Source organism: Domibacillus robiginosus (assembly GCF_000966195.1).
Classification (GTDB): Bacteria; Bacillota; Bacilli; order Bacillales; family Domibacillaceae; genus Domibacillus; species Domibacillus robiginosus.
This window is the reverse complement of the sequence record NZ_LAHL01000046.1, coordinates 1-22568: the sequence shown is the minus strand read 5'-3', so window position 1 is coordinate 22568 and position 22568 is coordinate 1. Positions and strand designations below refer to the sequence as shown.

Annotated in this window: 22 protein-coding genes, 2 tRNA genes and 1 rRNA gene; 23 read left to right on the top strand and 2 right to left on the bottom strand. The window is 44.3% G+C overall.

The genetic code is table 11. From position 1 onward, the window contains the following. Positions 1 to 75: 75 nt before the first annotated feature. The 8 genes from VP97_RS18775 to VP97_RS18740 all read left to right on the top strand — a co-directional run bounded on the left by VP97_RS18775 (position 76) and on the right by VP97_RS18740 (position 6320). Positions 76 to 1632, top strand: coding sequence for a putative polysaccharide biosynthesis protein (locus VP97_RS18775; RefSeq protein WP_050183687.1), 1557 nt, complete (start codon positions 76 to 78; stop codon positions 1630 to 1632). A gap of 6 nt (positions 1633 to 1638) precedes the next feature. After that, on the top strand, positions 1639 to 3105 hold the full coding sequence (gene yabN / locus VP97_RS18770; protein ID WP_050183686.1) for a bifunctional methyltransferase/pyrophosphohydrolase YabN: 1467 nt from the start codon (positions 1639 to 1641) through the stop codon (positions 3103 to 3105). Beyond that, the gene (locus VP97_RS18765; RefSeq protein WP_050183685.1) at positions 3102 to 3365 is read left to right on the top strand and encodes an RNA-binding S4 domain-containing protein; all 264 of its coding nucleotides are present in this window, start codon (positions 3102 to 3104) and stop codon (positions 3363 to 3365) included. Before yabN ends, VP97_RS18765 begins: the two co-directional genes overlap by 4 nt. Before the next feature lie 80 nt (positions 3366 to 3445). Continuing rightward, positions 3446 to 3706, top strand: coding sequence for a YabP/YqfC family sporulation protein (locus VP97_RS18760; RefSeq protein WP_245629936.1), 261 nt, complete (start codon positions 3446 to 3448; stop codon positions 3704 to 3706). Continuing rightward, positions 3703 to 4173: a spore cortex biosynthesis protein YabQ gene (gene yabQ, locus VP97_RS18755; RefSeq protein ID WP_050183683.1), complete on the top strand. Its 471-nt coding sequence runs from the start codon at positions 3703 to 3705 to the stop codon at positions 4171 to 4173. The genes VP97_RS18760 and yabQ overlap by 4 nt, the downstream gene beginning before the upstream one ends. 16 nt (positions 4174 to 4189) lie before the next feature. After that, entirely contained in the window at positions 4190 to 4588 is a 399-nt protein-coding gene (locus VP97_RS18750; protein WP_050183681.1) for an FtsB family cell division protein, read from the top strand. A gap of 86 nt (positions 4589 to 4674) precedes the next feature. After that, positions 4675 to 5112, top strand: a complete 438-nt coding sequence (locus tag VP97_RS18745; RefSeq protein WP_050183679.1) for a S1 domain-containing RNA-binding protein — start codon at positions 4675 to 4677, stop codon at positions 5110 to 5112. A gap of 113 nt (positions 5113 to 5225) precedes the next feature. Further along, a complete protein-coding gene (locus tag VP97_RS18740) occupies positions 5226 to 6320 on the top strand; it encodes a dipeptide epimerase (protein WP_050183677.1) in 1095 nt (364 codons plus the stop codon). A 38-nt stretch (positions 6321 to 6358) separates the two neighbouring features. Here VP97_RS18740 and VP97_RS18735 read toward each other — a convergent pair. Together VP97_RS18735 and VP97_RS18730 are read right to left on the bottom strand one after the other, a co-directional pair. Next, positions 6359 to 6430, bottom strand: a tRNA-Glu gene (locus VP97_RS18735). 146 nt (positions 6431 to 6576) lie between these two features. Continuing rightward, a tRNA-Met gene (locus tag VP97_RS18730) sits at positions 6577 to 6650 on the bottom strand. A 188-nt stretch (positions 6651 to 6838) separates the two neighbouring features. On the opposite strand from VP97_RS18730, the gene spoIIE reads away from it, so the two are divergent. From spoIIE to VP97_RS18655, 15 genes are all read left to right on the top strand, one after another. Continuing rightward, positions 6839 to 9313, top strand: a complete 2475-nt coding sequence (gene spoIIE, locus VP97_RS18725; protein ID WP_050183673.1) for a stage II sporulation protein E — start codon at positions 6839 to 6841, stop codon at positions 9311 to 9313. A gap of 53 nt (positions 9314 to 9366) precedes the next feature. Beyond that, positions 9367 to 10068: a VWA domain-containing protein gene (locus VP97_RS18720; protein ID WP_050183671.1), complete on the top strand. Its 702-nt coding sequence runs from the start codon at positions 9367 to 9369 to the stop codon at positions 10066 to 10068. Next, complete coding sequence (locus VP97_RS18715; protein ID WP_050183669.1) at positions 10052 to 10945, top strand: protein kinase domain-containing protein; 894 nt, start codon at positions 10052 to 10054, stop codon at positions 10943 to 10945. Before VP97_RS18720 ends, VP97_RS18715 begins: the two co-directional genes overlap by 17 nt. A gap of 31 nt (positions 10946 to 10976) precedes the next feature. Beyond that, positions 10977 to 12338, top strand: a complete 1362-nt coding sequence (gene tilS, locus VP97_RS18710) for a tRNA lysidine(34) synthetase TilS (RefSeq protein WP_082220450.1) — start codon at positions 10977 to 10979, stop codon at positions 12336 to 12338. A gap of 23 nt (positions 12339 to 12361) precedes the next feature. Continuing rightward, positions 12362 to 12916: a hypoxanthine phosphoribosyltransferase gene (gene hpt, locus VP97_RS18705; protein ID WP_050183667.1), complete on the top strand. Its 555-nt coding sequence runs from the start codon at positions 12362 to 12364 to the stop codon at positions 12914 to 12916. A 104-nt stretch (positions 12917 to 13020) separates the two neighbouring features. After that, on the top strand, positions 13021 to 15030 hold the full coding sequence (ftsH, locus tag VP97_RS18700) for an ATP-dependent zinc metalloprotease FtsH (RefSeq protein ID WP_050183664.1): 2010 nt from the start codon (positions 13021 to 13023) through the stop codon (positions 15028 to 15030). Positions 15031 to 15136: 106 nt separating this feature from the next. Then, positions 15137 to 15904: a type III pantothenate kinase gene (locus VP97_RS18695; protein WP_050183663.1), complete on the top strand. Its 768-nt coding sequence runs from the start codon at positions 15137 to 15139 to the stop codon at positions 15902 to 15904. Between the two features lie 15 nt (positions 15905 to 15919). Continuing rightward, positions 15920 to 16795 (top strand): Hsp33 family molecular chaperone HslO, encoded by an 876-nt coding sequence (hslO, locus tag VP97_RS18690; protein ID WP_050183661.1) that lies wholly within the window; start codon positions 15920 to 15922, stop codon positions 16793 to 16795. A gap of 143 nt (positions 16796 to 16938) precedes the next feature. Next, positions 16939 to 17859 (top strand): cysteine synthase A, encoded by a 921-nt coding sequence (gene cysK, locus VP97_RS18685; protein ID WP_050183659.1) that lies wholly within the window; start codon positions 16939 to 16941, stop codon positions 17857 to 17859. A 79-nt stretch (positions 17860 to 17938) separates the two neighbouring features. After that, positions 17939 to 18760 carry a dihydropteroate synthase gene (gene folP, locus VP97_RS18680; protein WP_050183657.1) on the top strand — a complete coding sequence of 274 codons (822 nt, stop codon included), beginning with the start codon at positions 17939 to 17941 and terminating at the stop codon, positions 18758 to 18760. After that, positions 18753 to 19118, top strand: coding sequence for a dihydroneopterin aldolase (gene folB / locus VP97_RS18675; protein ID WP_050183655.1), 366 nt, complete (start codon positions 18753 to 18755; stop codon positions 19116 to 19118). Before folP ends, folB begins: the two co-directional genes overlap by 8 nt. Further along, positions 19115 to 19627 carry a 2-amino-4-hydroxy-6-hydroxymethyldihydropteridine diphosphokinase gene (gene folK / locus VP97_RS18670; protein ID WP_050183653.1) on the top strand — a complete coding sequence of 171 codons (513 nt, stop codon included), beginning with the start codon at positions 19115 to 19117 and terminating at the stop codon, positions 19625 to 19627. The genes folB and folK overlap by 4 nt, the downstream gene beginning before the upstream one ends. Positions 19628 to 19647: 20 nt before the next feature. Continuing rightward, entirely contained in the window at positions 19648 to 20646 is a 999-nt protein-coding gene (dusB, locus tag VP97_RS18665; RefSeq protein WP_050183650.1) for a tRNA dihydrouridine synthase DusB, read from the top strand. 14 nt (positions 20647 to 20660) lie between these two features. Next, positions 20661 to 22145, top strand: coding sequence for a lysine--tRNA ligase (gene lysS, locus VP97_RS18660; RefSeq protein WP_050183648.1), 1485 nt, complete (start codon positions 20661 to 20663; stop codon positions 22143 to 22145). A 307-nt stretch (positions 22146 to 22452) separates the two neighbouring features. Continuing rightward, positions 22453 to 22568, top strand: a 16S ribosomal RNA gene (locus VP97_RS18655); the annotation flags it as partial.

Genomic DNA, 22568 nt, shown 5'->3' with positions numbered 1-22568 from the left:
GACTCCCGCTATGGGAGCCGGGTTTTTCTTTTCAAAGAAGAAAAAAATCAGTAAAGTAGTTACTGAGGTGGTTGTGTGAGCGGAGAAAAATCATTTTTAAAAGGGGCCTTTTTACTAACAGCCGCCGCTTTATTTGTAAAAGTGCTGAGTGCGGTATACAGGGTGCCTTTTCAAAATATTGTCGGTGATACTGGATTTTACATTTACCAGCAAGTTTATCCATTTTATGGAATTGCAGCAGGGTTAGCCGTATCGGGGTTTCCAGTTGTGCTTTCACGTCTGGCATCGGGTACCAATGATCAGAGAAGGCAGGTGGTCGTTCATACTGCTTTCACGACCATCAGCGCCATGGGCTTTGCTGCTTTTTTACTGCTTTTTTTTGGTGCTGGCTGGCTGGCTGAAGCGATGGCAGATCAAGCGTTAAAGCCGCTTATTCAATGCAGCGCCCTGCTTTTTTTATTTGTTCCGTATATTGCGGTGAGGCGTGGAGCATTTCAGGGAGCAGGCAATATGGTGCCGACGGCTTCTTCTCAAATGATCGAACAGTCTGTACGGGTTGCGGGGATTTTGTTTTTTTCTTTTTTTCTCATTCTTTCAGGTAGGTCTTTGTATGAAGCGGGTCTTGGTGCCGTTTTCGGGTCGCTGCTCGGGATGGCCGCTTCCGCTGCTGTCCTGTGGAAGCACAGCAGAAAAGGGCAGCAGACGATCCTCTTTTTGTTTGATCGCCGGACAGCTGTTCAAGTAGCGGTTCATGGAACGGCTGTTTGTGTTTCTGCTTTAACACTGATTTTGCTGCAACTGGCAGATTCCTTTCAAGTATATAGCGGCCTTCTCGCAGCTGACATGACCGAGGCAAGCGCAAAAGCGTGGAAAGGTATTTTTGACAGAGGGCAGCCAATGCTTCAGCTCGGTGTAACCGCAGCTGTTTCAATTTCCTTGACGATTGTGCCGCTTATTTCAAGAGCGCGGAAGGAGCAAAACAAATCGGCGGAAGCTTCCTTCAGTCAGCTGGCACTGCGGATTAGTTTTGCGCTGGGAATGGCTGCTTCAGCCGGCCTGGCGGCTGTAATGGTTCCTCTTAATGTGATGCTGTTTAAAACTGCTGATGGATCAGATTTTCTGGCCATTTTCGGTTTATCGATCTTTTTTTACTCGATCATGGCCACGATGAATGCGGTTTTCCAAGGAAAGGGAAATGACTGGGTGCCGGCAGCTGGAACGGTGTTAACCGTTGTTGTGAAGTGGGGGGCCAATGCACTGTTGATTCCGCTCTGTGGCCTTTATGGAGCCGCACTGGCAACAGTAGTCTCTCTTTTAGCCGGTGTTTGCTTTTTAATGATCATGTGGAAAAAAAAGCGTGAGCCGTTTTTACCTTTCGTCTTTATCTGGAAAACCACCGCAGCCGCTTCCTTGATGGCGGGTTTTGTTTTTCTTTTTGTACATGGGGTGATTACACCCGAATCAGGAAGGCTCTGGAGTGGAGTAGTGGCTGTCAGCGGGGCATTGCTCGGCGCCTGTTTGTTTTTGGTTTTCATGGTAAAATGGAGAATATGGAGCGATGACGATTTGCGCATTCTGCCGTTCGGCGAAAAATGGATCAAACGGGCAGGAATGTGGATGAAAAGGAAGTGACGGATAATGACGAATCAAATCACGATTGTCGGTCTTGGCGCGGCGGATTTGAATCAAATGCCGCTTGGCGTTTACCGGCTACTTAAAGAGGCAGAGATCGTTTGGCTTCGAACAAAGGAGCACCCGGCTGTAGCGGAACTGGAAAAAGAAGGTGTACGCTTTGAAAGCTTTGACGCCGTTTATGAGAAGCATGGCCGGTTTGAGGATGTATATGATGAAATCGTAGATCAGCTGATTGAAAAAGCGGCACATGGGTCTGTTCTTTACGCAGTTCCCGGCCATCCAATGGCAGCAGAAAAAACCGTACAGCTTTTATTGGAGCGAAAGCAAAAAGGCGAAGCAGAGGTGGTCATTGCAGGAGGGCAGAGTTTTCTGGATGCCTTGTTTACAAGTGTAGAAATCGATCCGGCGGATGGCTTTCAGCTGCTGGACGGAACGGCTTTACGTCGTGATGACATCCGGGTTTCGGGCCATCTGATTATTGCCCAGGTCTATGATGCTTTCGTTGCTTCTGACGTGAAGCTGACACTGATGGAAAAGTATCCGGATGAACATGAAGTTACAGTGGTTACGGCTGCTGGGAGTGAGCAGGAATCAGTACGGCAGGTACCGCTTTATGAACTGGACCATGGAATGGAATTAAACAATTTAACGAGTGTTTACGTTCCGCCCATCCAAAGGGAAGAAGATACGTACCGCGAATTTTCCGTTCTGCGGGGTATTATTGCGCGCCTTCGTGATCCGGAGAAGGGCTGTCCCTGGGACATCAAGCAAACGCATGCTTCGCTGAAAAAGTACCTTCTTGAAGAAACATATGAGCTGTTTGAAGCAATTGATAACGAAGATGATGAAGAAATGGCGGCTGAGCTCGGTGATGTCCTTCTTCAAGTGCTTCTTCACGCACAAATTGGAGAAGACGAAGGCATGTTTACAATAGAGGACGTAATTGCATCTACATCTGCCAAAATGATTCGCCGGCATCCACATGTATTTGGTGATGCAACAGCTGAAACAGCTGAAGATGTAAAAACAAACTGGCAGGAAATCAAAGCGGCTGAAAAAGGAAACAAAGAAGAACACCTGCTGGATAGTATTCCAAAAGGGCAGCCAGCAGTAATGGAAGCATACGACCTCCAAAAAAGGGCAGCTCAAACAGGATTTGACTGGCCAGATGCAGCAGGAATTATTGAAAAAGTAAAAGAAGAGTGGGATGAATTTTTAGCAGAAACAGAATCGGGGCATCCGGACCGTCTCCGTGATGAGTTTGGCGATGTTTTATTCACACTCATTAATGCGGCACGTTTTTGGGGTATTCATCCAGAAGAGGCCCTTCAAGCAGTTAACCGCAAATTTCGGCGCCGTTTCGGATTTGTAGAGGAAAGGGTGAAGGAAAGCGGCCGTCCGTTTTCTGATTTTACCCTGCAGGAATTAGATGCATTTTGGGATTTAGCCAAAGGAGAGGAACGAGCATGAGACTTGATAAATTTTTAAAAGTATCCCGTATCATTAAACGGCGTACACTGGCAAAAGAAGTAGCTGACCAGGGACGTATTCTCATTAACGGCGTGGAAGGAAAAGCAAGCTCCAACGTAAAAGTGGGAGATGAGCTGACGGTTCGCCTCGGCCGCCGTGTTATGACCGTGAAAATCGAAAAGTTACTGGATACAACGAAGAAAGAAGAAGCAGCGGGCATGTATACGCTGTTAAAAGAGGAACAAATTGGCGAACAATGAAAAGCATCCGTCCCGGACGGGTGTTTTTTTCATGAAAGTCACTCGCTGTGCATAGGATGTCCATAAAGGGGATGGGTACTATGGACATGAAACAAGGCCATACCGTAAAAATGGACGGGCGTAAAATGATTGAGCTAACAGGAGTTATACAGGTAGAACGGTTTGACAGCACAGAATTTTTGCTTGAGACCATTATGGGAAAGCTGAAGATCCGCGGTACAGGTTTGAAGATGAAATATTTTGATACGGTAAACAAATCAGCAGCCATCGAAGGGCGCATTACTGCTTTTATGTATGTGGAAGGCGGTATGGGCAAATCATTTTTTAGACGGTCGACATGAATATTCACGTACAATTTGATACAGCTATTGCGATGGTCAGCATGGGCATTTGTTTTGGGCTTTTGCTTGAATGCTATCGCCGTATTCGTCCCAAAAAAAATGGCTTTGTGTTTTTGACAGATGCTTTATTTTGGATGGCGTACGCTGTTTTGTTGTTCATTTCTTTGTACAAAGTGAACGATGGTATTGTCCGTCCATCTTTTTTTCTTTTCTGGCTGGTCGGCTGCCTGATGTACAGTACATTTCTGTACCGGTTTCTTCTTCCTATCGTAGACGGCCTTTTTTTCTCCATTCGTTTTTTATACCGATTAATTTCAGGCACAATCCGTATCTTTCTGGTTCTTCCGCTTCTTTTTGCCGTAAATTGTATCCTTTCTCTTGCCAGAATGATTAAGTTTCTATTATCATGGTTGGTAAAGGTAGTGATCGTGCGGCCATGGACAGCTATACGGCGTCCCAAAAAATAAAAGCGGAGGAACATTGATGCGCGGATTCAATAAAGAAAAAGTAGCTTCCTTAAAAAACGCCTTTGTCCTAAGTGAAGAAAGAAAATCGATGTTTAAGATGAAGCACAAACGGAAATTAATGCGCAGGCTCGCAGCTTTTGGTATAGTAGCATTAATTGTTTTAGGAACGCTGCTATCTACATTGGTATCACAAACCGGCAATTTAAATGAAAAAAAACAAGAGCTTGCGGAAGCTAAACAATCGCTTGCTGAATTGAAGCAGCAGCAAAAGGAATCAGAAGAAGAACTGGTCCGGCTGCAGGATGACGAGTATATTGCCAAGCTTGCTCGGAAAGAATATTTCTATTCAGAAGATGGAGAAATTCTCTTTAATATTCCGGAAGATGAAGAAAAAGTTAATGATACAGAGCAGTAAAGAAAGCAGTGTCTTGTTGACACGCTTTTTTTACGTACTATAATAATAAGTAAAGTTCGAACATTTTAAGGAGGAACAATTTTTTTATGTCAATCGAAGTGGGCAGCAAGTTACAGGGTAAAGTAACCGGCATTACAAAATTTGGCGCATTCGTACAACTGCCGGAAGGTTCGACGGGTCTTGTTCACATTAGTGAAGTGGCGGATAACTACGTCAAGGACATCAATGACCATCTAACTGTTGGCGATGAAGTGGAAGTAAAAGTTTTAAATGTGGAGAAAGACGGTAAAATTGGCTTATCGATTCGAAAAGCAAAAGATAATCCGCCACCGCAAACTCAATATCGTCCGCGTCCACAACGCCAGGGTGATTTCCGTCAAAAAGGACCGCGTGGCGGCCAGCCGCCTGTCGAGAACTTTGAATCGAAAATGGCCCGTTTCTTGAAAGATAGCGAAGAACGCATTTCAACGTTGAAGCGTCAAACAGACTCACGCCGAGGCGGAAGAGGCGGAAGACGCGGATAACGCTGCTCCCTGTCGATCCCAATAAATGTGCACCAAGCACTTATTTTTGGAGTCCCGAATAATATAATTCGGGGCTTTTTTATTTTTTCACTTGGGAAAAGAGGGGCTGCGTTTTGCTTATTCAAAATATATACGTTGAACGCCATTCAGCAACATTAATAAAGCCATTTATTACCGCGCTAAGAACGGTCACGTCCATTGAGTTTTTAGTGGTCCGCCTCTTATTAAAAGACGGCACAGAAGGAATCGGGTCTGCTTCACCGACCATTGTCATTACAGGAGACTCCCTTCAAAGTATCGAGTCGGCTGTTCAAAGAATTATCTCTCCGCTTTTAATAGGTAAAGAAATTAACGATATAGTGGCTTTGTCACAAGTGGTACAGAACTCCTGTGTAGGAAATACAAGTGCAAAAGCCGCCGTGGAAACTGCTTTATTTGATGCATACGCCAAAAAGCTGAAGCTGCCACTTTACCAGGTGTTTGGCGGTAAAACCAACACACTTCAAAACGACCTGACGATTAGCATAAATGAATCAAGTATCATGGTGAAAGACGCAGTAGAGGCCGTGAAAAAGGGTTTTACTGCATTGAAAATAAAAGCAGGGTTGAACGCGGAAAAGGACTACAAAGGGATTTTAGCCATTCGTGAAGCAGTCGGAAAAGAAATTGAAATTCGTGTAGACGCCAATCAAGGATGGACAAAAAAAGAAGCAGTCCGAATCATTAATCAATGGCAGCATGCTGGTTTGAATATTGAATTGATTGAACAGCCTGTAAAAGCAGGAGATCTTGAATCTTTAAAATATGTAACCGATCATGTAGAAACCCCGATTATGGCAGATGAAAGTGTTTTTTCACCTGAGCAGGCGTTAGAGCTTGTTCAAAGGAGGGCAGTAGATTGGATTAATATTAAACTAATGAAAGCAGGCGGTATTCTGCGGGCAATGCAAGTCGCAGACATTGCGCAGGCGGGCGGCATTCCATGTATGATTGGAAGTATGATGGAAAGCAGCATTGGCGTGATGGCTGCTGCTCATATAGCTGCTGCTCACCCGAATATTAAAAAAATTGACTTAGACGCGCCGCTGTGGCTTGAAGAAAGCAGTATAGAAGGTTTTCCTTTTAAGGGGCCCAACATTCTGTTAATTGAAAAGCCTGGTATTGGTTATAACTTTTTAACAGGCGGTAAAGAAAAAAAGAGTAAATAAAAAGATCGGTAAGCATTTGCTTACCGATCTTTGCTGTATGACCCCTACGGGATTCGAACCCGTGTTACCGCCGTGAAAGGGCGGTGTCTTAACCGCTTGACCAAGGGGCCGTCATAGAAATGAAAAAGTGATGTTTAGCTGCGTTCGCCAGGAGCTCGGGTCATAAGACGTTCTGACTGCATGGCTGGAAATCGCCATTTCATTAGAACGTCTTATGCCTGTCGCTCCTGAACGAGCGAACTACGCTTTTCTTGTATAGCGGCGGAGGGGATCGAACCCCCGACCTCACGGGTATGAACCGTACGCTCTAGCCAGCTGAGCTACACCGCCAAGTTGTGGTTGCCTGTAACAGCACAAAATCTATAATAACGGCGGTGTGGAAAAAAGTCAACACTATTCCCGGATTTTTTTTATTCTAATTTTGTCGAACGATTTTTCTTGCCTATTTCCTTCGTTTGACAAAGTTTTGACAATCAATCTTTTATACTTCTCGTTAACGATTAAAGGGGAGTGGTATTGTGCAAAGAGCAGAGCTGGGAGTGACAGGAGAAGCGGTTCTGAGCCAGGGGTGGGGGAAAGGGTTTGCTGGGAAAACAGCCTTTGTTTTGCTGGATCGTGGATGGATTTTGGTGCCGGCCGGCTTTTTGTTTGGACGAGCGATGCTGCTTTCGCAGCTGTCGCCATTTGCGCTTTCCTTTTTTGTAGCCGTTTTTATGTTGAAGAAAGAAGTGGCTCCGCGTGTATTCTTGGCTGTATTGGCTGGGGCACTTTCTATTTCACCCGTTCAAGCATCGATTGCTTTTACTATGCTGTTTTGTTTTCTTTTGGTTCACCGTCTGTTTCGTTCTCTTCATAAAGGGGAAGCAACACCTGTTCCTTTCTTTGTTTTTTTTACCACACTAGCCGTAAAAAGTATTTTTTCCTATGTAGTAAATGGATCAGCCTTTGTGCCTGCCTACGATTTGGTTTTAGCAGCAGTAGAGGCTTCACTTGCTTTTGTATTGACGCTTATCTTTATGCAGTGCATGCCGTTTTTATCCCTTTCCGGACGAATTCGGACATTAAAAACGGAGGAATGGATAAGCCTGTTAATTGTTTTCGCTTCTGCTGCTACAGGAATGGCTGGCTGGGCAGTTGGAGGGCTTGAAGCAGATCATATTGCAGCACGTTATCTGGTAACAGCGGTTTCTTTTTTGTCTGGGGCAGCATTCGGCTCAGCAGCAGGTGTAGTGAGTGGATTGATTTTGAGCCTTTCAGGCGTCAATGATTTTCATGAAATGAGTATTCTCGCTTTTGCCGGCTTGCTCGGAGGACTTTTTAAAGAGTGGAAGCGGGGCGGGGCCATTGCCGGTTTGATGACGGCCACTGTGCTGGCGGGTTTTTACGGAGAAGGAAATCTGACTGATATGGCGGCGTTGTATGAATCAGCTGCTGCTGCTCTCCTTCTATGCTTAACGCCAAAAGCATGGACAGATCATTTATCAAAATTAATACCGGGTACAACAGAGCATTCGATTGAACAGCAGCGTTACTTGCGGAAGGTTCGGGATGTAACGGCGAACCGTATGGAACAGTTCTCGGATTTATTTGATGCGCTTTCAGGAAGCTTTTCTCAGTCCGGGCACCTTCACGAAACTGCTGAACGGGAAGTAGATCTTTTCCTGAGTGGGATTACGGAAAAAACGTGCCAGACATGCTTTAAGAAAGAACAGTGCTGGGCGTACCAGTTTGATGAGACGTATAAACTCATGAAAAATATATTAGATGATGCCGATCAAGGGGCCGAGGTTCTTTCTCCTCATTTAGCGAAGGAGCTGGAACAATACTGTTTCCGTCCAGCACGGGTTGAGGCAGAGATTCGATCACAGCTGACCTACTACCGTGCCAACAAAAAGTTAAAACAGCAAATGAGAGAAAGCCGGAAAATTGTAGCGGACCAGCTTGAAGGAGTCTCAAAAGTTATGAGGGACTTTGCGGTAGAAATGAAACGCGAAGAAGAAACGCATATCTCTCAGGAGGAAAAAATCACTACAGCGATTGAATCCTTTGGAATGGAAATTACGGATATTAGTGTATTTAGCGTACAAAAAGGTGCCGTTGATATTGAAATGACTCTTCCTCATTCAAGAGGTCATGGTGAAAGCGAGAAAATCATTGCACCTATTCTTTCTGATTTGCTAAACGAATACATCATTGTGGTAGACGAACAGCAGGATGGTTCCGGTGTCCGCAGTGTATTTCGTTCCGCCAAGGCGTTTCGTGTTGTAACAGGCCTTGCCCATGCCGCAAAAGGAGGAGGTTTAATTTCAGGTGATTCCTTTTCTGCTATTGAAATCGGGACAGGGAAGTTTGCTCTGGCGATCAGTGATGGGATGGGGAATGGTGGTCGGGCCCACGACGAGAGCAGTGCAACGATTAGTTTGCTCAAACAAATTTTACAGTCAGGTATTGAAGAAACTGTAGCGGTCAAGTCGATTAACTCGATTTTGTCTCTTCGAACCAATGATGAAGTTTTTTCTACACTGGATTTAGCGATTATTGATCTTCAAGATGCACGTACTGTTTTTCTAAAGGTCGGTTCTTCGCCAAGCTTTATTAAACGGGGCAGCCAAGTAATGAGGGTAGAAGCAGGAAATGTCCCGATCGGTATCTTACAGCAATTTGAAGTCGAAACGGTTCATGAGCAGTTGAAATCAGGCGATTTGCTTATTACCATGAGTGATGGTGTTTTTGAAGGACCCGAGTTTATTGAAAACGCAGATGTGTGGATGAAAAGAAAGATCAAATCCATTGAAACAAATGATCCGCAGGCATTTGCTGATTTGCTGATGGATGAAGTAATACGGGCACAATCAAATGAAATCAGAGATGATATGACACTTTGTGTTGCACGTATCGAGCATAACGTACCGGAATGGGCGGCTATTCCTGTTTATGATATTGAACCATCCGAAAAAACAAAAAAACGACCTGGAAGACGCCGGGCTGTATAAAATGTCTCTTTTCAGTCGAATATGAAGAAAACGAGTGAAAGGCGGACGTGATCATGAAAATGGGCACAATGAAGCAATTGCTTTTGTTAACGGATGGTTGTTCAAATACAGGAGAGGATCCGGTGGCGATGGCTGCTTTTGCCCGGCGGCAGGGCATCACAGTGAACGTGATTGGCATTGTCGATGGACATGGAAACGACCCGGGATTAGAAGAAATCGAAGCAATAGCTAAAGCAGGCGGTGGCGAAAGCCGGATTGTGCAGGCGGCTTCTCTGTCCGAAACCGTAGTGAATGTAACAAGACAGGCAATGACAGGGACCATTTACAGTATCATTAACGAGGAGCTTCGCGGCATTTTAAACAAAGAAGCGAACGTAGAATCCTTGCCGCCGGCTACAAGAAGTGAGATTGCTGAAAAGGTAGAGGACATTAGTGAGGAAGCAGAGCTCCAATTGCTTGTGCTGACAGATATGAGTGCCAGTATGAAGTTAAAGCTGCCGGCTGTGAAGGAAGCACTGTACGATCTTTCAGTGTCGATGCAATCCCGTATTGGTCCTTCTTCTTTTTCACTCTGGACATTTCCGGGGAAATACAGTGCAGCAGAAGAGCGAATCGGATGGACAAACCATGCGGGTAAACTGGCAGAGTCGTTTCCGCAGCTTCTTTCAGGCGGCATTACGCCGACAGGACCTGCTATTCGCCAGGCGCTGTCTTCGTTTATAGAAATGGGCAGATACGATGAAAAATCAATATGAAGCAAGTCCGGGGGAATTGATTAAAGGAAAATGGACCGGACATGTATGGAGAATTGAGCGGGAAATCGGCCGCGGAGCGAACGGAGTTGTTTATCTTGTATCGGGGGCAGCTGGACGAGCTGCGCTGAAATTTGCGGATTCCGCTTCTGTTGCGTCTGAGACGAATGCATTAACGGCACTTGAGCGGGTCAGGGGAGAATCTCCCGGCCCTTTTTTTATTGAAGCAGATGACCTGGAGATAAAGGGTGCTATATATCCGTTTTTTTTAATGGAGTTCATTGATGGACCGGTGCTTCATACATTTATTAAGGGGAAAAGGGAAGAATGGTCCATTATTTTATTGATCTGGCTTTTAACCTTTTTAGAATCTCTCCATCAGCTTGGGCATGTGATGGGTGATTTAAAGCCAGAAAATTTTATTGTCACGGCTCAAAAAGCTGTTCGGGCAGTAGATGTAGGAGGTATTACAAAGTTTGGGCGGTCTGTAAAAGAATACACCGCTCTTTATGACAGGGCGGCCTGGCAGGCTGGAACAAGAAGAGCAGAACCTGCTTATGACTTGTTTGGAGCAGCGGTGCTTACGGTTGCTCTCCTGCATAAACAAGCTGTACAAAGAGCACTTGGAGACATAGAAGAATTAAAAAAGATTGTTCAATCTTCTCCTGTTCTTCAACTGATCGAGCCCGTTTTATGTAATGCCTTTGCAAGCAAGTATGATAATGCTTCTTCCATGAAAAAGGAGCTTCTTCTTTGCTTTGCAAAAACAAAAACAAGAACAAGAGCAGGCAGGAAAAAAGGAAAAACGTTTTTTTTAGGGAAATGGGCGATGCTTGCAGGAGCTTTAGCCGCCATCGTGATGCTGTTTTTGTTAAACTAAAAAGAAAAAGCAGAGAGGCGGCGCAGTAGCTGTGCACTTTTTTGAAGAAAGCATCAAGCGATTTATCGAGAAAAAGGAAATGCTGAAAGAAGAGGATCATGTGGCTGTAGCAGTTTCAGGCGGAATAGATTCGATGGTGCTTCTTTCATTTCTACACAAACATCAGAAACAATTAGGTATCACCGTCAGTGCCATTCACGTCGACCATATGCTTCGAGGAGCGGAATCGTACGAAGATTTGCGTTTTGTGAAATCTTTTTGCCATGAGCGTTCTATACCATTTTTTGGACGCCAGGCAGACGCGGGCCGGGAAGCGAGCGAAAACGGTATTGGGATTCAGTTCGCAGCTAGGAAGGTGCGTTACGCCCTTTTTAAAGAAGGAATGGACGCGCTTGGGGCCAATAAGCTGGCAACGGCCCATCATGCGGATGATCAAGCAGAAACAGTGCTTATGCAGCTGTCACGGGGCGGTCATACGCATTCAGGTATACCAGCGGTCCGGTCATTTGCCTTCGGTATGTTAATTCGTCCCTTTTTATGTGTTGAGAAAGAGGAAATAGCTGCCTACGCGGCGAAATATTCTATTCCATACAGAGAAGATCCAAGCAACCAAAAAATCACGTATACCAGAAATCGATACCGTCATCAGCTTCTTTCCTTTTTAAAAAATGAAAATCCCAAAGCAGCCATGCATATCGGCTATTTTGCTCAAGACCAACAGGAGGATGAGTTTTTTTTGCAGGAGATGGCGAGGGAGAAAATGGAGAAAATGACGATCTGGAAACAAGAATCGGTTTCACTGCAAATTGAACCATTTCGTGAGGTGCCTTTGCCTTTACAAAGGAGGGCGATTCATCTAATATTAAACTATCTTTATCATGGAAAAACAGCGTTTTCTTTCCTACATATTCATCACATTTTACAACTGCTTCAATCAGCCGCCCCATCAGGGAAATTAAACCTTCCATCACGCCTTTCCGTACGCAAATTAAACGAACAGTGTGTCTTTGCTTACGAAGCGGATGACAGGCCGGGTAATGAAACTGATTTTTTACATGTGCGGGATCAGTTGTACAGGAAGAGTGCTGGCACATTTAAGCTGACGGAAGCCAGTGAGTGCCCGCATGGAGCAGAGTGTTTTCGTTTAAAATCCGATACGCCTCTTCCTCTTTGTATCCGGATGCGGCGGGATGGAGATCGAATTCAGTTAAAAGGAATGAGTGGGTCGAAAAAGCTTGCACGGCTTTTGATCGATGAAAAGATTCCACTTGCATATCGGGACTACATTCCAGTGGTAACAGATGCAAACGGTACAATCCTTTGGATACCAGGAATCCGTAAATCGGTTCATGAAGGCGATGGGCCGCTGCTGTTGATTTATGAAAAGGAATGAACCAACTTTGGGAGGAAAATCTATTGCTACGTAACGATATTGAAGAAATATTAATTTCGGAAGAAGAAATACAAGAAAAAGTAAAAGAGCTTGGAGCGGAACTAACCGAGGAGTACAAGGACCGTTTTCCACTGTTTGTGTGTGTGTTAAAAGGCGCTATGCCGTTTATGTCTGATTTGGTTAAGCGTGTGGATACCCACCTTGAAATAGACTTTATGGATGTTTCAAGCTATGGCGCTTCCACAGTATCATCCGGAGAAGTAAAAATTGTGAAAGATTTAAATACTTCTGTCGAAGGGCGCGATGTCTTAATCATTGAAGATATTATCGATAGTGGTTTGACATTAAGCTATCTGGCTGAGCTGCTTCACTACCGGAAAGCTAAATCTGTGAAAATTGTCACTCTTCTGGATAAGCCAACCGGCCGAAAAGCCAAAATCAAAGCAGACACAATTGGTTTTACTGTGCCGGATGCGTTCGTTGTAGGCTATGGCTTGGATTACGCTGAACGCTATCGGAACCTGCCATATATCGGTGTTTTAAAGCCATCTGTTTACACGGCGGCCGAAGAGGAATAAGAGAGCCGGATGAATAGGCTAAAAGAAGGTTCAAATAGTTGTAACGCCAACTTTTTGTATGATAACATTGCATATAGTCAGTTTTTCTCGGGAGGAGGTAAGGGATGAACAGAATTTTTCGCTACACCATATTTTACCTATTGGTTTTTCTTGTTATTATCGGTGTTGTCAGTTATTTCAACAACAACAACGCGCCAACAAACAATGTCACATACAATGAATTCCTGACATACCTTGAACAGGATGACGTTGAAAAATTTACTATGCAGCCTGAACGCGGTGTTTATGAAATCCGTGGCCAATTAAAAGGGGCAGAGGAAAATGAAATGTTTGTTGCGTATGCAACGGGCAATGATACAACCCTGAACCGAATTAATGAAGCGTCTCAAAACACACAGGCAGAAGTTCTTCCAGCAAAAGAAACAAGCGGATGGGTACAGTTTTTCACAACGATCATCCCATTCCTTATTATCTTTATTTTCTTTTTCTTCTTACTAAACCAGGCACAGGGCGGCGGTGGCGGCCGTGTGATGAACTTTGGTAAAAGTAAAGCGCGTCTTTACAACGATGAAAAGAAAAAAGTCCGGTTTAACGATGTGGCCGGAGCAGATGAAGAAAAGCAGGAGCTTGTTGAGGTTGTAGAGTTCTTGAAAGACCCGCGCAAGTTCTCTGAGCTTGGTGCTCGTATTCCAAAAGGGGTTCTGTTAGTTGGACCTCCAGGTACCGGTAAAACGTTGCTTGCAAAAGCAGTAGCCGGAGAAGCAGGCGTACCGTTTTTCTCTATCAGTGGTTCCGATTTCGTTGAAATGTTTGTCGGTGTCGGGGCTTCCCGCGTTCGTGATTTGTTTGAAAACGCGAAAAAGAATTCCCCTTGTATCATTTTTATCGATGAAATTGATGCAGTGGGACGTCAGCGTGGGGCTGGTCTTGGCGGCGGTCACGATGAGCGTGAGCAAACATTGAACCAATTGCTTGTAGAGATGGACGGCTTTAGTGCTAACGAAGGAATCATCATGATTGCCGCAACAAACCGGGCAGACATTTTGGATCCAGCCCTTCTTCGTCCGGGCCGCTTCGACCGTCAGATTACGGTTGATCGTCCAGACGTAAATGGCCGTGAAGCTGTTCTACGTGTACATGCACGTAACAAACCGCTTCATGAATCAGTAGATTTAAAAGCAATCGCTCAACGGACACCTGGTTTTTCTGGTGCGGATCTTGAAAACTTATTGAATGAAGCAGCGCTTGTTGCTGCTCGTGCCGATAAGAAGAAGATTGACATGAATGATGTAGATGAAGCGACGGATCGTGTCATTGCTGGTCCGGCGAAAAAGAGCCGCGTGATTTCCAAGAAAGAAAGAAAAATTGTGGCATTCCATGAAGCCGGTCACACTGTTATCGGTCTTGTTCTAGATGATGCCGATATCGTACACAAAGTAACAATTGTTCCTCGTGGGCAGGCAGGCGGTTACGCTGTCATGCTTCCAAAAGAGGACCGCTACTTTATGACGAAGCCGGAGCTTTTAGACAAAATCACGGGCCTTCTTGGCGGTCGTGTAGCCGAAGATATTATCTTCGGTGAAGTTTCTACAGGAGCCCACAATGACTTCCAGCGTGCGACAGGCATAGCCCGCCGTATGGTAACAGAATTTGGTATGAGCGATAAGCTCGGACCGCTTCAGTTTGGACAGTCACAGGGACAGGTATTCCTTGGCCGTGACTTTAACAGCGAGCAAAACTACTCGGATCGTATTGCTTACGAGATTGATACAGAAATCCAAACGATTATTAAAGAATGCTATGATAGAGCCAAACAAATTCTAACAGAGAACCGCGATAAGCTTGAACTCATTGCCAATACATTGTTGGAAATTGAAACGCTCGATGCAGCGCAAATTAAGCATCTGTCAGATCACGGAACGCTACCGGATCGCAACTACAGCGATAACGAAAGCAAAGTCGTGAAAGACAATGCAGACCAGACGGGTGAAGCAGCTGAAACAGAGCAAACACCTGCAACTGAAACAACCAACCTGCCGGCTGAGCCAGCTGATCAACCGGAAGTACGTGATGATCTTCAAAATCCGCCGAACAACAGCGGACCAAAAGTATAACTTTAAAAGGCGCCTGAAAAGCATTTTTTCAGGCGTCTTTTCTCTTCTTTTAGGGAAGGGTATGATATGATAAAACTCGAAAATTAGACGGACAGGTGTGGTGAAGGTGATTTTTGTACTGGATGTTGGGAATACCAATACTGTGCTCGGTGTATACGAAGGGGAAACGTTAAAACATCACTGGCGCATTGAGACGAATCGGAATAAAACAGAAGATGAATACGGCATGGTTATTAAAAGCTTGTTTCAACACGACGGCCTGCAGTTTGAACAAATTGAGGGTGTCATCATTTCTTCTGTTGTTCCACCGATTATGGCAGCACTTGAGCGCATGTGTGAAAAGTATTTCCACACAAAGCCGCTTGTTGTCGGGCCAGGTGTAAAAACCGGCTTAAACATTAAATATGAAAATCCAAGAGAAGTTGGAGCCGATCGTATTGTAAACGCAGTGGCTGGTATTCATGAGTATGGGACACCGATCATTATTGTTGATTTTGGAACGGCGACGACTTATTGTTATATCGATGAAAGCAGCCACTATCTGGGGGGGTTAATTGCACCGGGTATTGGCATTTCCACAGAAGCGCTTTACACAAGAGCCTCTAAGCTGCCACGCATTGAAATTGCCCGGCCGGAAGCGGTAGTAGGAAAAAATACGGTTGCTGCTATGCAGGCCGGTATTTTATACGGGTATGTGGGGCAGGTTGAAGGGATCGTCAGCCGAATTAAAAAAGAATGTAATTCAGACCCTACTGTGATTGCCACAGGCGGTCTTGCCGGACTGATTGCAAAGGAATGCAGCATGATTGATGTTGTTGATCCCGATTTAACGTTAAAAGGTCTGCGGTTAATTTATAAAAGAAATACCCAATAAGAAAGGAAGAAGACGATGAGCGACTATTTAGTTAAAGCATTAGCTTTTAATGGTCAGGTTCGTGCATATGCAGTAGATACAACGGAAACGGTCGGTGAAGCGCAAAGAAGACATGCTTCATGGCCAACTGCTTCTGCGGCACTTGGACGTACAATGACAGCAGGTGTCATGATGGGTGCCATGATGAAAGGGAACGAAAAAATTACTTTGAAAATCGAAGGGAATGGGGAAGCAGGGCCGATCCTTGTAGACAGCGATGCAAATGGGAATGTGCGTGGCTATATTACACGCCCACAAACTCACTTTGATTTAAACAAGCAGGGTAAACTGGATGTGCGTCGGGCAGTTGGGACTGAAGGAATGCTGACAGTGGTCAAAGATTTAGGATTACGTGAGAACTTCAGCGGACAAACACCAATCGTTTCCGGAGAGCTGGGTGAAGACTTTACGTACTACTTCGCTGTTTCTGAACAGGTTCCTTCGTCTGTAGGAGTGGGTGTGCTTGTGAACCCGGACAACACGATTTTAGCTGCCGGCGGATTTATCGTACAGCTGCTGCCAAATACTGATGATGCGGTAATTAAGATTTTAGAAGAACGTATCACAACAATGGAGCCAATTTCAAAGCTGATCGAACGGGGATTGACACCGGAACAGATTTTAGTTTATATTCTCGGCGAAGAAAACGTTAAATTTTTAGAAACGATGCCGGTTCAATTTGAGTGTAAATGCTCAAAAGAGCGCTTCGGAAATGCTATTATCAGCCTGGGACGCCAGGAAATTCAAGAGATGATTGATGAAGACCATGGAGCAGAAGCGCAATGCCACTTTTGTAATGAGAAATATCAATTTTCTGAAGAAGAACTCGAACAACTAAAACAAGAAGCGTAAAAGTGAAAAACCTGTCGGCAAAGGCAGGTTTTTTTGATGTCTGTCCCGAAATTAATCAAAGTAATTGACTTTTCGGTCAAAAGCTGATAAATTCTATATAACCAATAAAAATACTCGGCATTTAAACTGGAGGTAACAAATTCATGGTACGTGTAGCAAATTCAGTAGCGGATTTAGTCGGGCAAACACCTGTAGTAAAACTCAACAACGTGGTGGGTGAAAACAGCGCGGATGTTTACGTGAAACTTGAATATATGAATCCAGGTAGCAGTGTAAAAGATCGTATTGCGCTTGCGATGATCGAAACAGCAGAGAAAAAAGGCAATCTGCAGCCAGGAGGCACATTGATTGAGCCAACAAGTGGAAACACAGGAATCGGGCTTGCGATGATTGCAGCTGCAAAAGGCTATAAAGCGATTCTAGTTATGCCTGAAACAATGAGCATGGAGCGCCGCAACCTTCTTCGTGCATATGGTGCAGAGCTTGTACTTACACCGGGACCAGAAGGTATGGGCGGTGCAATTCGCAAGGCAAAAGAACTTGCAGAAGAACAAGGCTACTTCCTGCCTCAGCAATTTGAAAACGAAGCAAACCCTGAAATTCACCGTTTAACAACAGGTAAAGAAATTGTAGAACAATTTGATGAGCTGGATGCATTTGTATCTGGTATCGGAACAGGCGGTACTATTACAGGAGCAGGCCAAGTGATCAAAGAAAAATGGGCAAACGCTAAAGTGTATGCAGTAGAGCCGAAAGATTCACCGGTTCTTTCAGGCGGCAAACCGGGTCCTCATAAAATTCAAGGCATCGGCGCAGGGTTTGTACCGGCTATCCTTGATACAAAAATTTACGACGAAGTTATTCAAATCGATAACGACACGGCATTTGAAACAGCTAGACGTGTTGCGCGTGAAGAAGGAATCCTTGGGGGGATTTCCTCTGGTGCGGCTATCGCAGCAGCTGTTCAGGTGGCTCAAAAGCTTGGTAAAGGCAAAAAAGTTTTGGCAATCCTTCCTTCAAATGGAGAGCGCTACTTGAGCACACCGCTTTACCAATTCGACTAATCTCATACTAGCCGGACTGCTAAACGCAGTCTGGCTTTTTTCGTGTTAAAATGGAAAATGGAAAAGGAGCGGTGTGAAAATGAAGGCAGGAAAATTCATCCTCAATTTTGAAGAAACGATTCATGTAATGGGTATTTTAAATATTACACCTGATTCGTTCTCAGATGGCGGCCATTACAATGAAATGGAAGCGGCTGTTCAGCGGGCAGAACAAATGGCAGCAGACGGAGCACATATTATCGATATTGGTGGAGAATCGACCCGTCCCGGCTACACACCGGTTTCGGTTGAAGAAGAAATCGACAGAACGGCCCCTATTATCGAAGCTGTATCTGCAAAAGTGGAACTCCCAATCTCTATCGATACCTTTAAAGCCCGTACAGCGGAAAGGGCGGTAGAAGCAGGAGCGTCTATTATTAATGATATTTGGGGAGCGAAAAAGGAGCCCGAGATTGCAGCCGTGGCCGCAAAAAAGCAGGTTCCAATTGTATTAATGCATAACCGTGAAAAAAAGAATTACACAAATTTTATGCAGGACTGCTTACATGACCTGGATGAAAGCATTACAATTGCCAAAAAAGCGGGTGTAGCCGATGACCAGATTATTCTCGACCCTGGTATCGGATTTGCTAAAACAATGGAGCAGAATATTGAAATGATGCAAAATCTCGATCAGATCGCGGCACTTGGTTTCCCTGTTTTGCTTGGTACTTCCCGGAAACGTATAATTGATTACGTGCTCAATGTGCCTGTAGAGGAACGGATGGAAGGAACCGGCGCCACGTGCTGCTTTGGTGCACAGAAAGGCTGCCGGATTATGCGGGTACATGATGTAAAACCGATCGCCAGAATGATGAAAATGATGGATGCGTTAATCAAGAAGGAGCCTGATCATGGATAAAATATATGTTAAAGGAATGGAGTTTTGGGGATACCATGGTGTGTTTCCAGAAGAAAACAAGCTTGGACAGCGGTTTAGGGCAGATGTCACCCTCCATGTTTCGTTAAAGAAAGCAGGTGAAACAGATAACCTGGCGTATTCCGTTAGCTACGCCGATGTTTATGAGGCATGTAAAAAAGTTATTGAAGGAACGCCGGTTAAACTGGTTGAAACATTAGCTGAGCGAATTGCCGAAAACATTTTAGGGGATTTTTCTGCTGTGGAATCCTGCACCGTTAAAATTATTAAGCCGGATCCACCTATCCCGGGGCACTATGATTTTGTAGCAGTGGAAATTACCCGGGGGCGTGAGGGATGATCCATCAAGCCTACCTGTCACTTGGAACTAATATGGGGAATCGGGAAGAACAACTAAAGGAAGCTGTTCGTCAACTCCATAATCAAAAAAAACTCGATGTACTAGCAGTTTCCTCTATTTATGAAACGGATCCTGTTGGTTTCACGGATCAACCGTCTTTTTTGAATATCGTGGTAAAAGTAAAAACATCAATGACAGCGGAGGAGCTGCTTACAGTCTGTCAGAGAATTGAAAACGATCTTGGTCGTAAGCGACTCGTTCGGTGGGGTCCTCGTACAATAGACCTTGACATTTTACTGTATAATCACGACAATATTAAATCAGATAGTCTTATTATTCCTCACCCGCGGATGAGTGAACGTGCTTTTGTACTCGTTCCGCTGGCAGAAATAGATGCAGCAATCCAGCTTCCTGGTACGAGTGTGCCACTAGAGCAATACGCAAAAAATGTGCAAGGGAAAGAAGGTGTCAAGCTATGGAAAACAGCAGACAACTTTTACCGCTTGTGAAAACAGAAAGGTGACTATACATGTTCAATATCGGACCGGTTGAAATCAAAAACCGGGTAGTACTTGCACCGATGGCCGGCGTATGTAACTCTGCTTTCCGTCTTACAGTCAAGGAATTTGGCGCCGGCATGGTATGTGCTGAAATGGTTAGTGACAAAGGTATTGTTCTTCAAAATAAAAAAACCATGAACATGCTTTATATTGATGAGCGTGAAAATCCGCTCAGCCTGCAGATTTTTGGCGGTGAAAAAGAGTCGCTTGTTCAAGCCGCAAGCTTTGTTGACAAAAATACAAATGCCGATATTATCGATATCAATATGGGCTGTCCAGTTCCGAAAATTACAAAATGTGATGCTGGAGCTAAATGGCTGCTTGATCCAAACAAAATTTACGAAATGGTTTCTGCAGTAGTTGATGCAGTAGACAAGCCTGTTACGGTAAAAATGCGTATGGGCTGGGATGAGGACCATATCTATGCTGTGGAAAATGCCCGGGCAGTAGAACGTGCCGGCGGCCAGGCTGTTGCACTTCATGGACGCACGCGCGTGCAAATGTATGAAGGGCACGCAAACTGGGATATTATTAAAGAAGTAAAGCAATCCATTAACATTCCGTTAATCGGAAATGGCGATGTTCAAACACCACAGGATGCTAAACGTATGCTCGAGGAGACGGGCGTCGATGGTGTTATGATCGGCCGAGCAGCGCTTGGGAATCCTTGGATGATTTATCAAACAGTTCATTATCTTGAAACAGGCGAATTAATTGGTGAACCAACACCGCGTGAAAAAATTGATGTATGCCTGCTTCATTTAGATCGCTTGATCAACTTAAAAAATGAAAACGTAGCTGTACGTGAAATGAGAAAGCACGCGGCTTGGTATCTAAAAGGAATTCGCGGCAATGGGAAAGTGCGTAAACAAGTCAATGAATGTGAAACGCGTGAACAGCTTGCCACGCTGTTAACGACATTTGTAAACGAAGTAGAAGAAAAAGAAGCGTCCAATCAGGCGGTTTAATAGGAGTGAGCGGAATGAGTGAAGAATTAAATGACCAGTTGCTAGTTAGAAGAGAAAAAATGCGGGCTCTGCAGGAAAAGGGAATGGACCCATTTGGCGTTCGTTTTGAACGCAGTCACACAGCAGAGAGCATTGCGACTGAGTTTGAATCGTTTTCGAAAGAAGAGCTTGAAGAAAAAGAAGCGGAAGTCGTGATTGCCGGACGTATTATGACAAAGCGTGGTAAAGGTAAAGCGGGGTTTGCTCATGTACAGGACTTATCAGGACAAATTCAAATTTACGTACGGAAAGATGCAGTTGGCGAAGAACAGTACGAGTTGTTTACATCAACAGATCTTGGCGATATTGTAGGCGTAAAAGGTAAGGTGTTTAAAACAAACGTCGGTGAGTTGTCTGTGAAAGCAACAGAGTACGTCTTTTTGACAAAATCACTTCGCCCACTTCCAGACAAGCATCATGGATTGAAAGATGTTGAACAGCGTTATCGTCAGCGTTATTTAGACCTGATGACTAATCAGGAAAGCCAAAAAACATTTATTACACGTAGCCGTATTATTCAAGCAATGCGCCGCTATCTTGATAATAACGGTTATTTAGAAGTAGAAACGCCAATGATGCATTCAATCGCGGGCGGAGCTGCTGCTCGTCCGTTCGTCACTCACCATAATGCTCTTGATATGGAATTATATATGCGTATTGCTATTGAGCTGCACTTAAAGCGTCTTATCGTAGGCGGTATGGAAAAAGTCTATGAAATTGGCCGTGTATTCCGTAATGAAGGTGTATCTACACGCCACAACCCGGAATTTACTATGATCGAGCTGTATGAAGCGTATGCAGATTACAAGGATATTATGAGCTTAACTGAAAACTTAATTGCGCACGTAGCTCAAGAAGTATTAGGTACAACAACTATTCAATATGGAGAACATACAGTAGAGTTAAAGCCAGAATGGCGTCGTCTTCATATGGTGGATGCCGTAAAAGAATACACAGGCGTTGATTTCTGGAAAGAGATGAGCGACGAAGAAGCACAAGCGCTCGCCAAAGAACATGGTATTGATTACAAAGAAACAATGCAATATGGACACATCGTCAATGAGTTTTTTGAACAAAAAGTAGAAGAAGAGCTTGTTCAGCCTACGTTTATTTATGGACATCCAGTTGAAATTTCACCTCTTGCGAAAAAGAATCCTGAAGATCCTCGCTTTACGGATCGTTTTGAGCTGTTTATCGTTCGTCGTGAACACGCGAATGCTTTTACAGAGCTCAATGATCCAATTGATCAGCGCGAGCGTTTTGAAGCGCAATTAAAAGAGCGTGAGCAAGGAAATGATGAAGCGCATGAAATGGATGATGATTTCATTGAAGCACTTGAATATGGTATGCCTCCAACAGGCGGTTTAGGGATCGGTATTGACCGTTTGGTTATGCTTTTAACGAATGCTCCTTCAATCCGCGACGTTCTTCTATTCCCGCATATGAGACAAAAAGACTAATAATAAAATCTCCGGTATTTTTATCGGAGATTTTATTTTTTAAAAAACTTTTAAAAAAAGCTTGCATCCGACAAATCACGGTGGTATATTTATATTCGTTGTCAGCAACATAGAACAACAAAGTTAAAAAACATTCAGAAAAAGTGATTGACATCACTTGAAAGAAATGTTAAGATATTAAAGTCGCAAATGACACATTGAACATTGAAAACTGAACAAAATCAATAAAAACGTCAACGTTTTATATTTTTATCTTCCATTAAAAACACCCCGTGTTTTAATGGAAACAAATGAGCAAGTCAAACACTTTTTGGAGAGTTTGATCCTGGCTCAGGACGAACGCTGGCGGCGTGCCTAATACATGCAAGTCGAGCGGACAGAAGGGAGCTTGCTCCCGGAAGTCAGCGGCGGACGGGTGAGTAA

Bases quoted from the DNA above. Each gene is read 5' to 3' on its own strand.
- VP97_RS18715 (WP_050183669.1), top strand. From the start codon at position 10,052: ATGAAAAATCAATATGAAGCAAGTCCGGGGGAATTGATTAAAGGAAAA.
- folB (WP_050183655.1), top strand. From the start codon at position 18,753: ATGGATAAAATATATGTTAAAGGAATGGAGTTTTGGGGATACCATGGT.
- cysK (WP_050183659.1), top strand. From the start codon at position 16,939: ATGGTACGTGTAGCAAATTCAGTAGCGGATTTAGTCGGGCAAACACCT.
- VP97_RS18750 (WP_050183681.1), top strand. From the start codon at position 4,190: ATGCGCGGATTCAATAAAGAAAAAGTAGCTTCCTTAAAAAACGCCTTT.
- folP (WP_050183657.1), top strand. From the start codon at position 17,939: ATGAAGGCAGGAAAATTCATCCTCAATTTTGAAGAAACGATTCATGTA.
- lysS (WP_050183648.1), top strand. From the start codon at position 20,661: ATGAGTGAAGAATTAAATGACCAGTTGCTAGTTAGAAGAGAAAAAATG.
- VP97_RS18760 (WP_245629936.1), top strand. From the start codon at position 3,446: ATGGACATGAAACAAGGCCATACCGTAAAAATGGACGGGCGTAAAATG.
- hslO (WP_050183661.1), top strand. From the start codon at position 15,920: ATGAGCGACTATTTAGTTAAAGCATTAGCTTTTAATGGTCAGGTTCGT.
- VP97_RS18765 (WP_050183685.1), top strand. From the start codon at position 3,102: ATGAGACTTGATAAATTTTTAAAAGTATCCCGTATCATTAAACGGCGT.
- yabN (WP_050183686.1), top strand. From the start codon at position 1,639: ATGACGAATCAAATCACGATTGTCGGTCTTGGCGCGGCGGATTTGAAT.
- ftsH (WP_050183664.1), top strand. From the start codon at position 13,021: ATGAACAGAATTTTTCGCTACACCATATTTTACCTATTGGTTTTTCTT.
- VP97_RS18720 (WP_050183671.1), top strand. From the start codon at position 9,367: ATGAAAATGGGCACAATGAAGCAATTGCTTTTGTTAACGGATGGTTGT.
- VP97_RS18745 (WP_050183679.1), top strand. From the start codon at position 4,675: ATGTCAATCGAAGTGGGCAGCAAGTTACAGGGTAAAGTAACCGGCATT.
- yabQ (WP_050183683.1), top strand. From the start codon at position 3,703: ATGAATATTCACGTACAATTTGATACAGCTATTGCGATGGTCAGCATG.
- dusB (WP_050183650.1), top strand. From the start codon at position 19,648: ATGTTCAATATCGGACCGGTTGAAATCAAAAACCGGGTAGTACTTGCA.
- folK (WP_050183653.1), top strand. From the start codon at position 19,115: ATGATCCATCAAGCCTACCTGTCACTTGGAACTAATATGGGGAATCGG.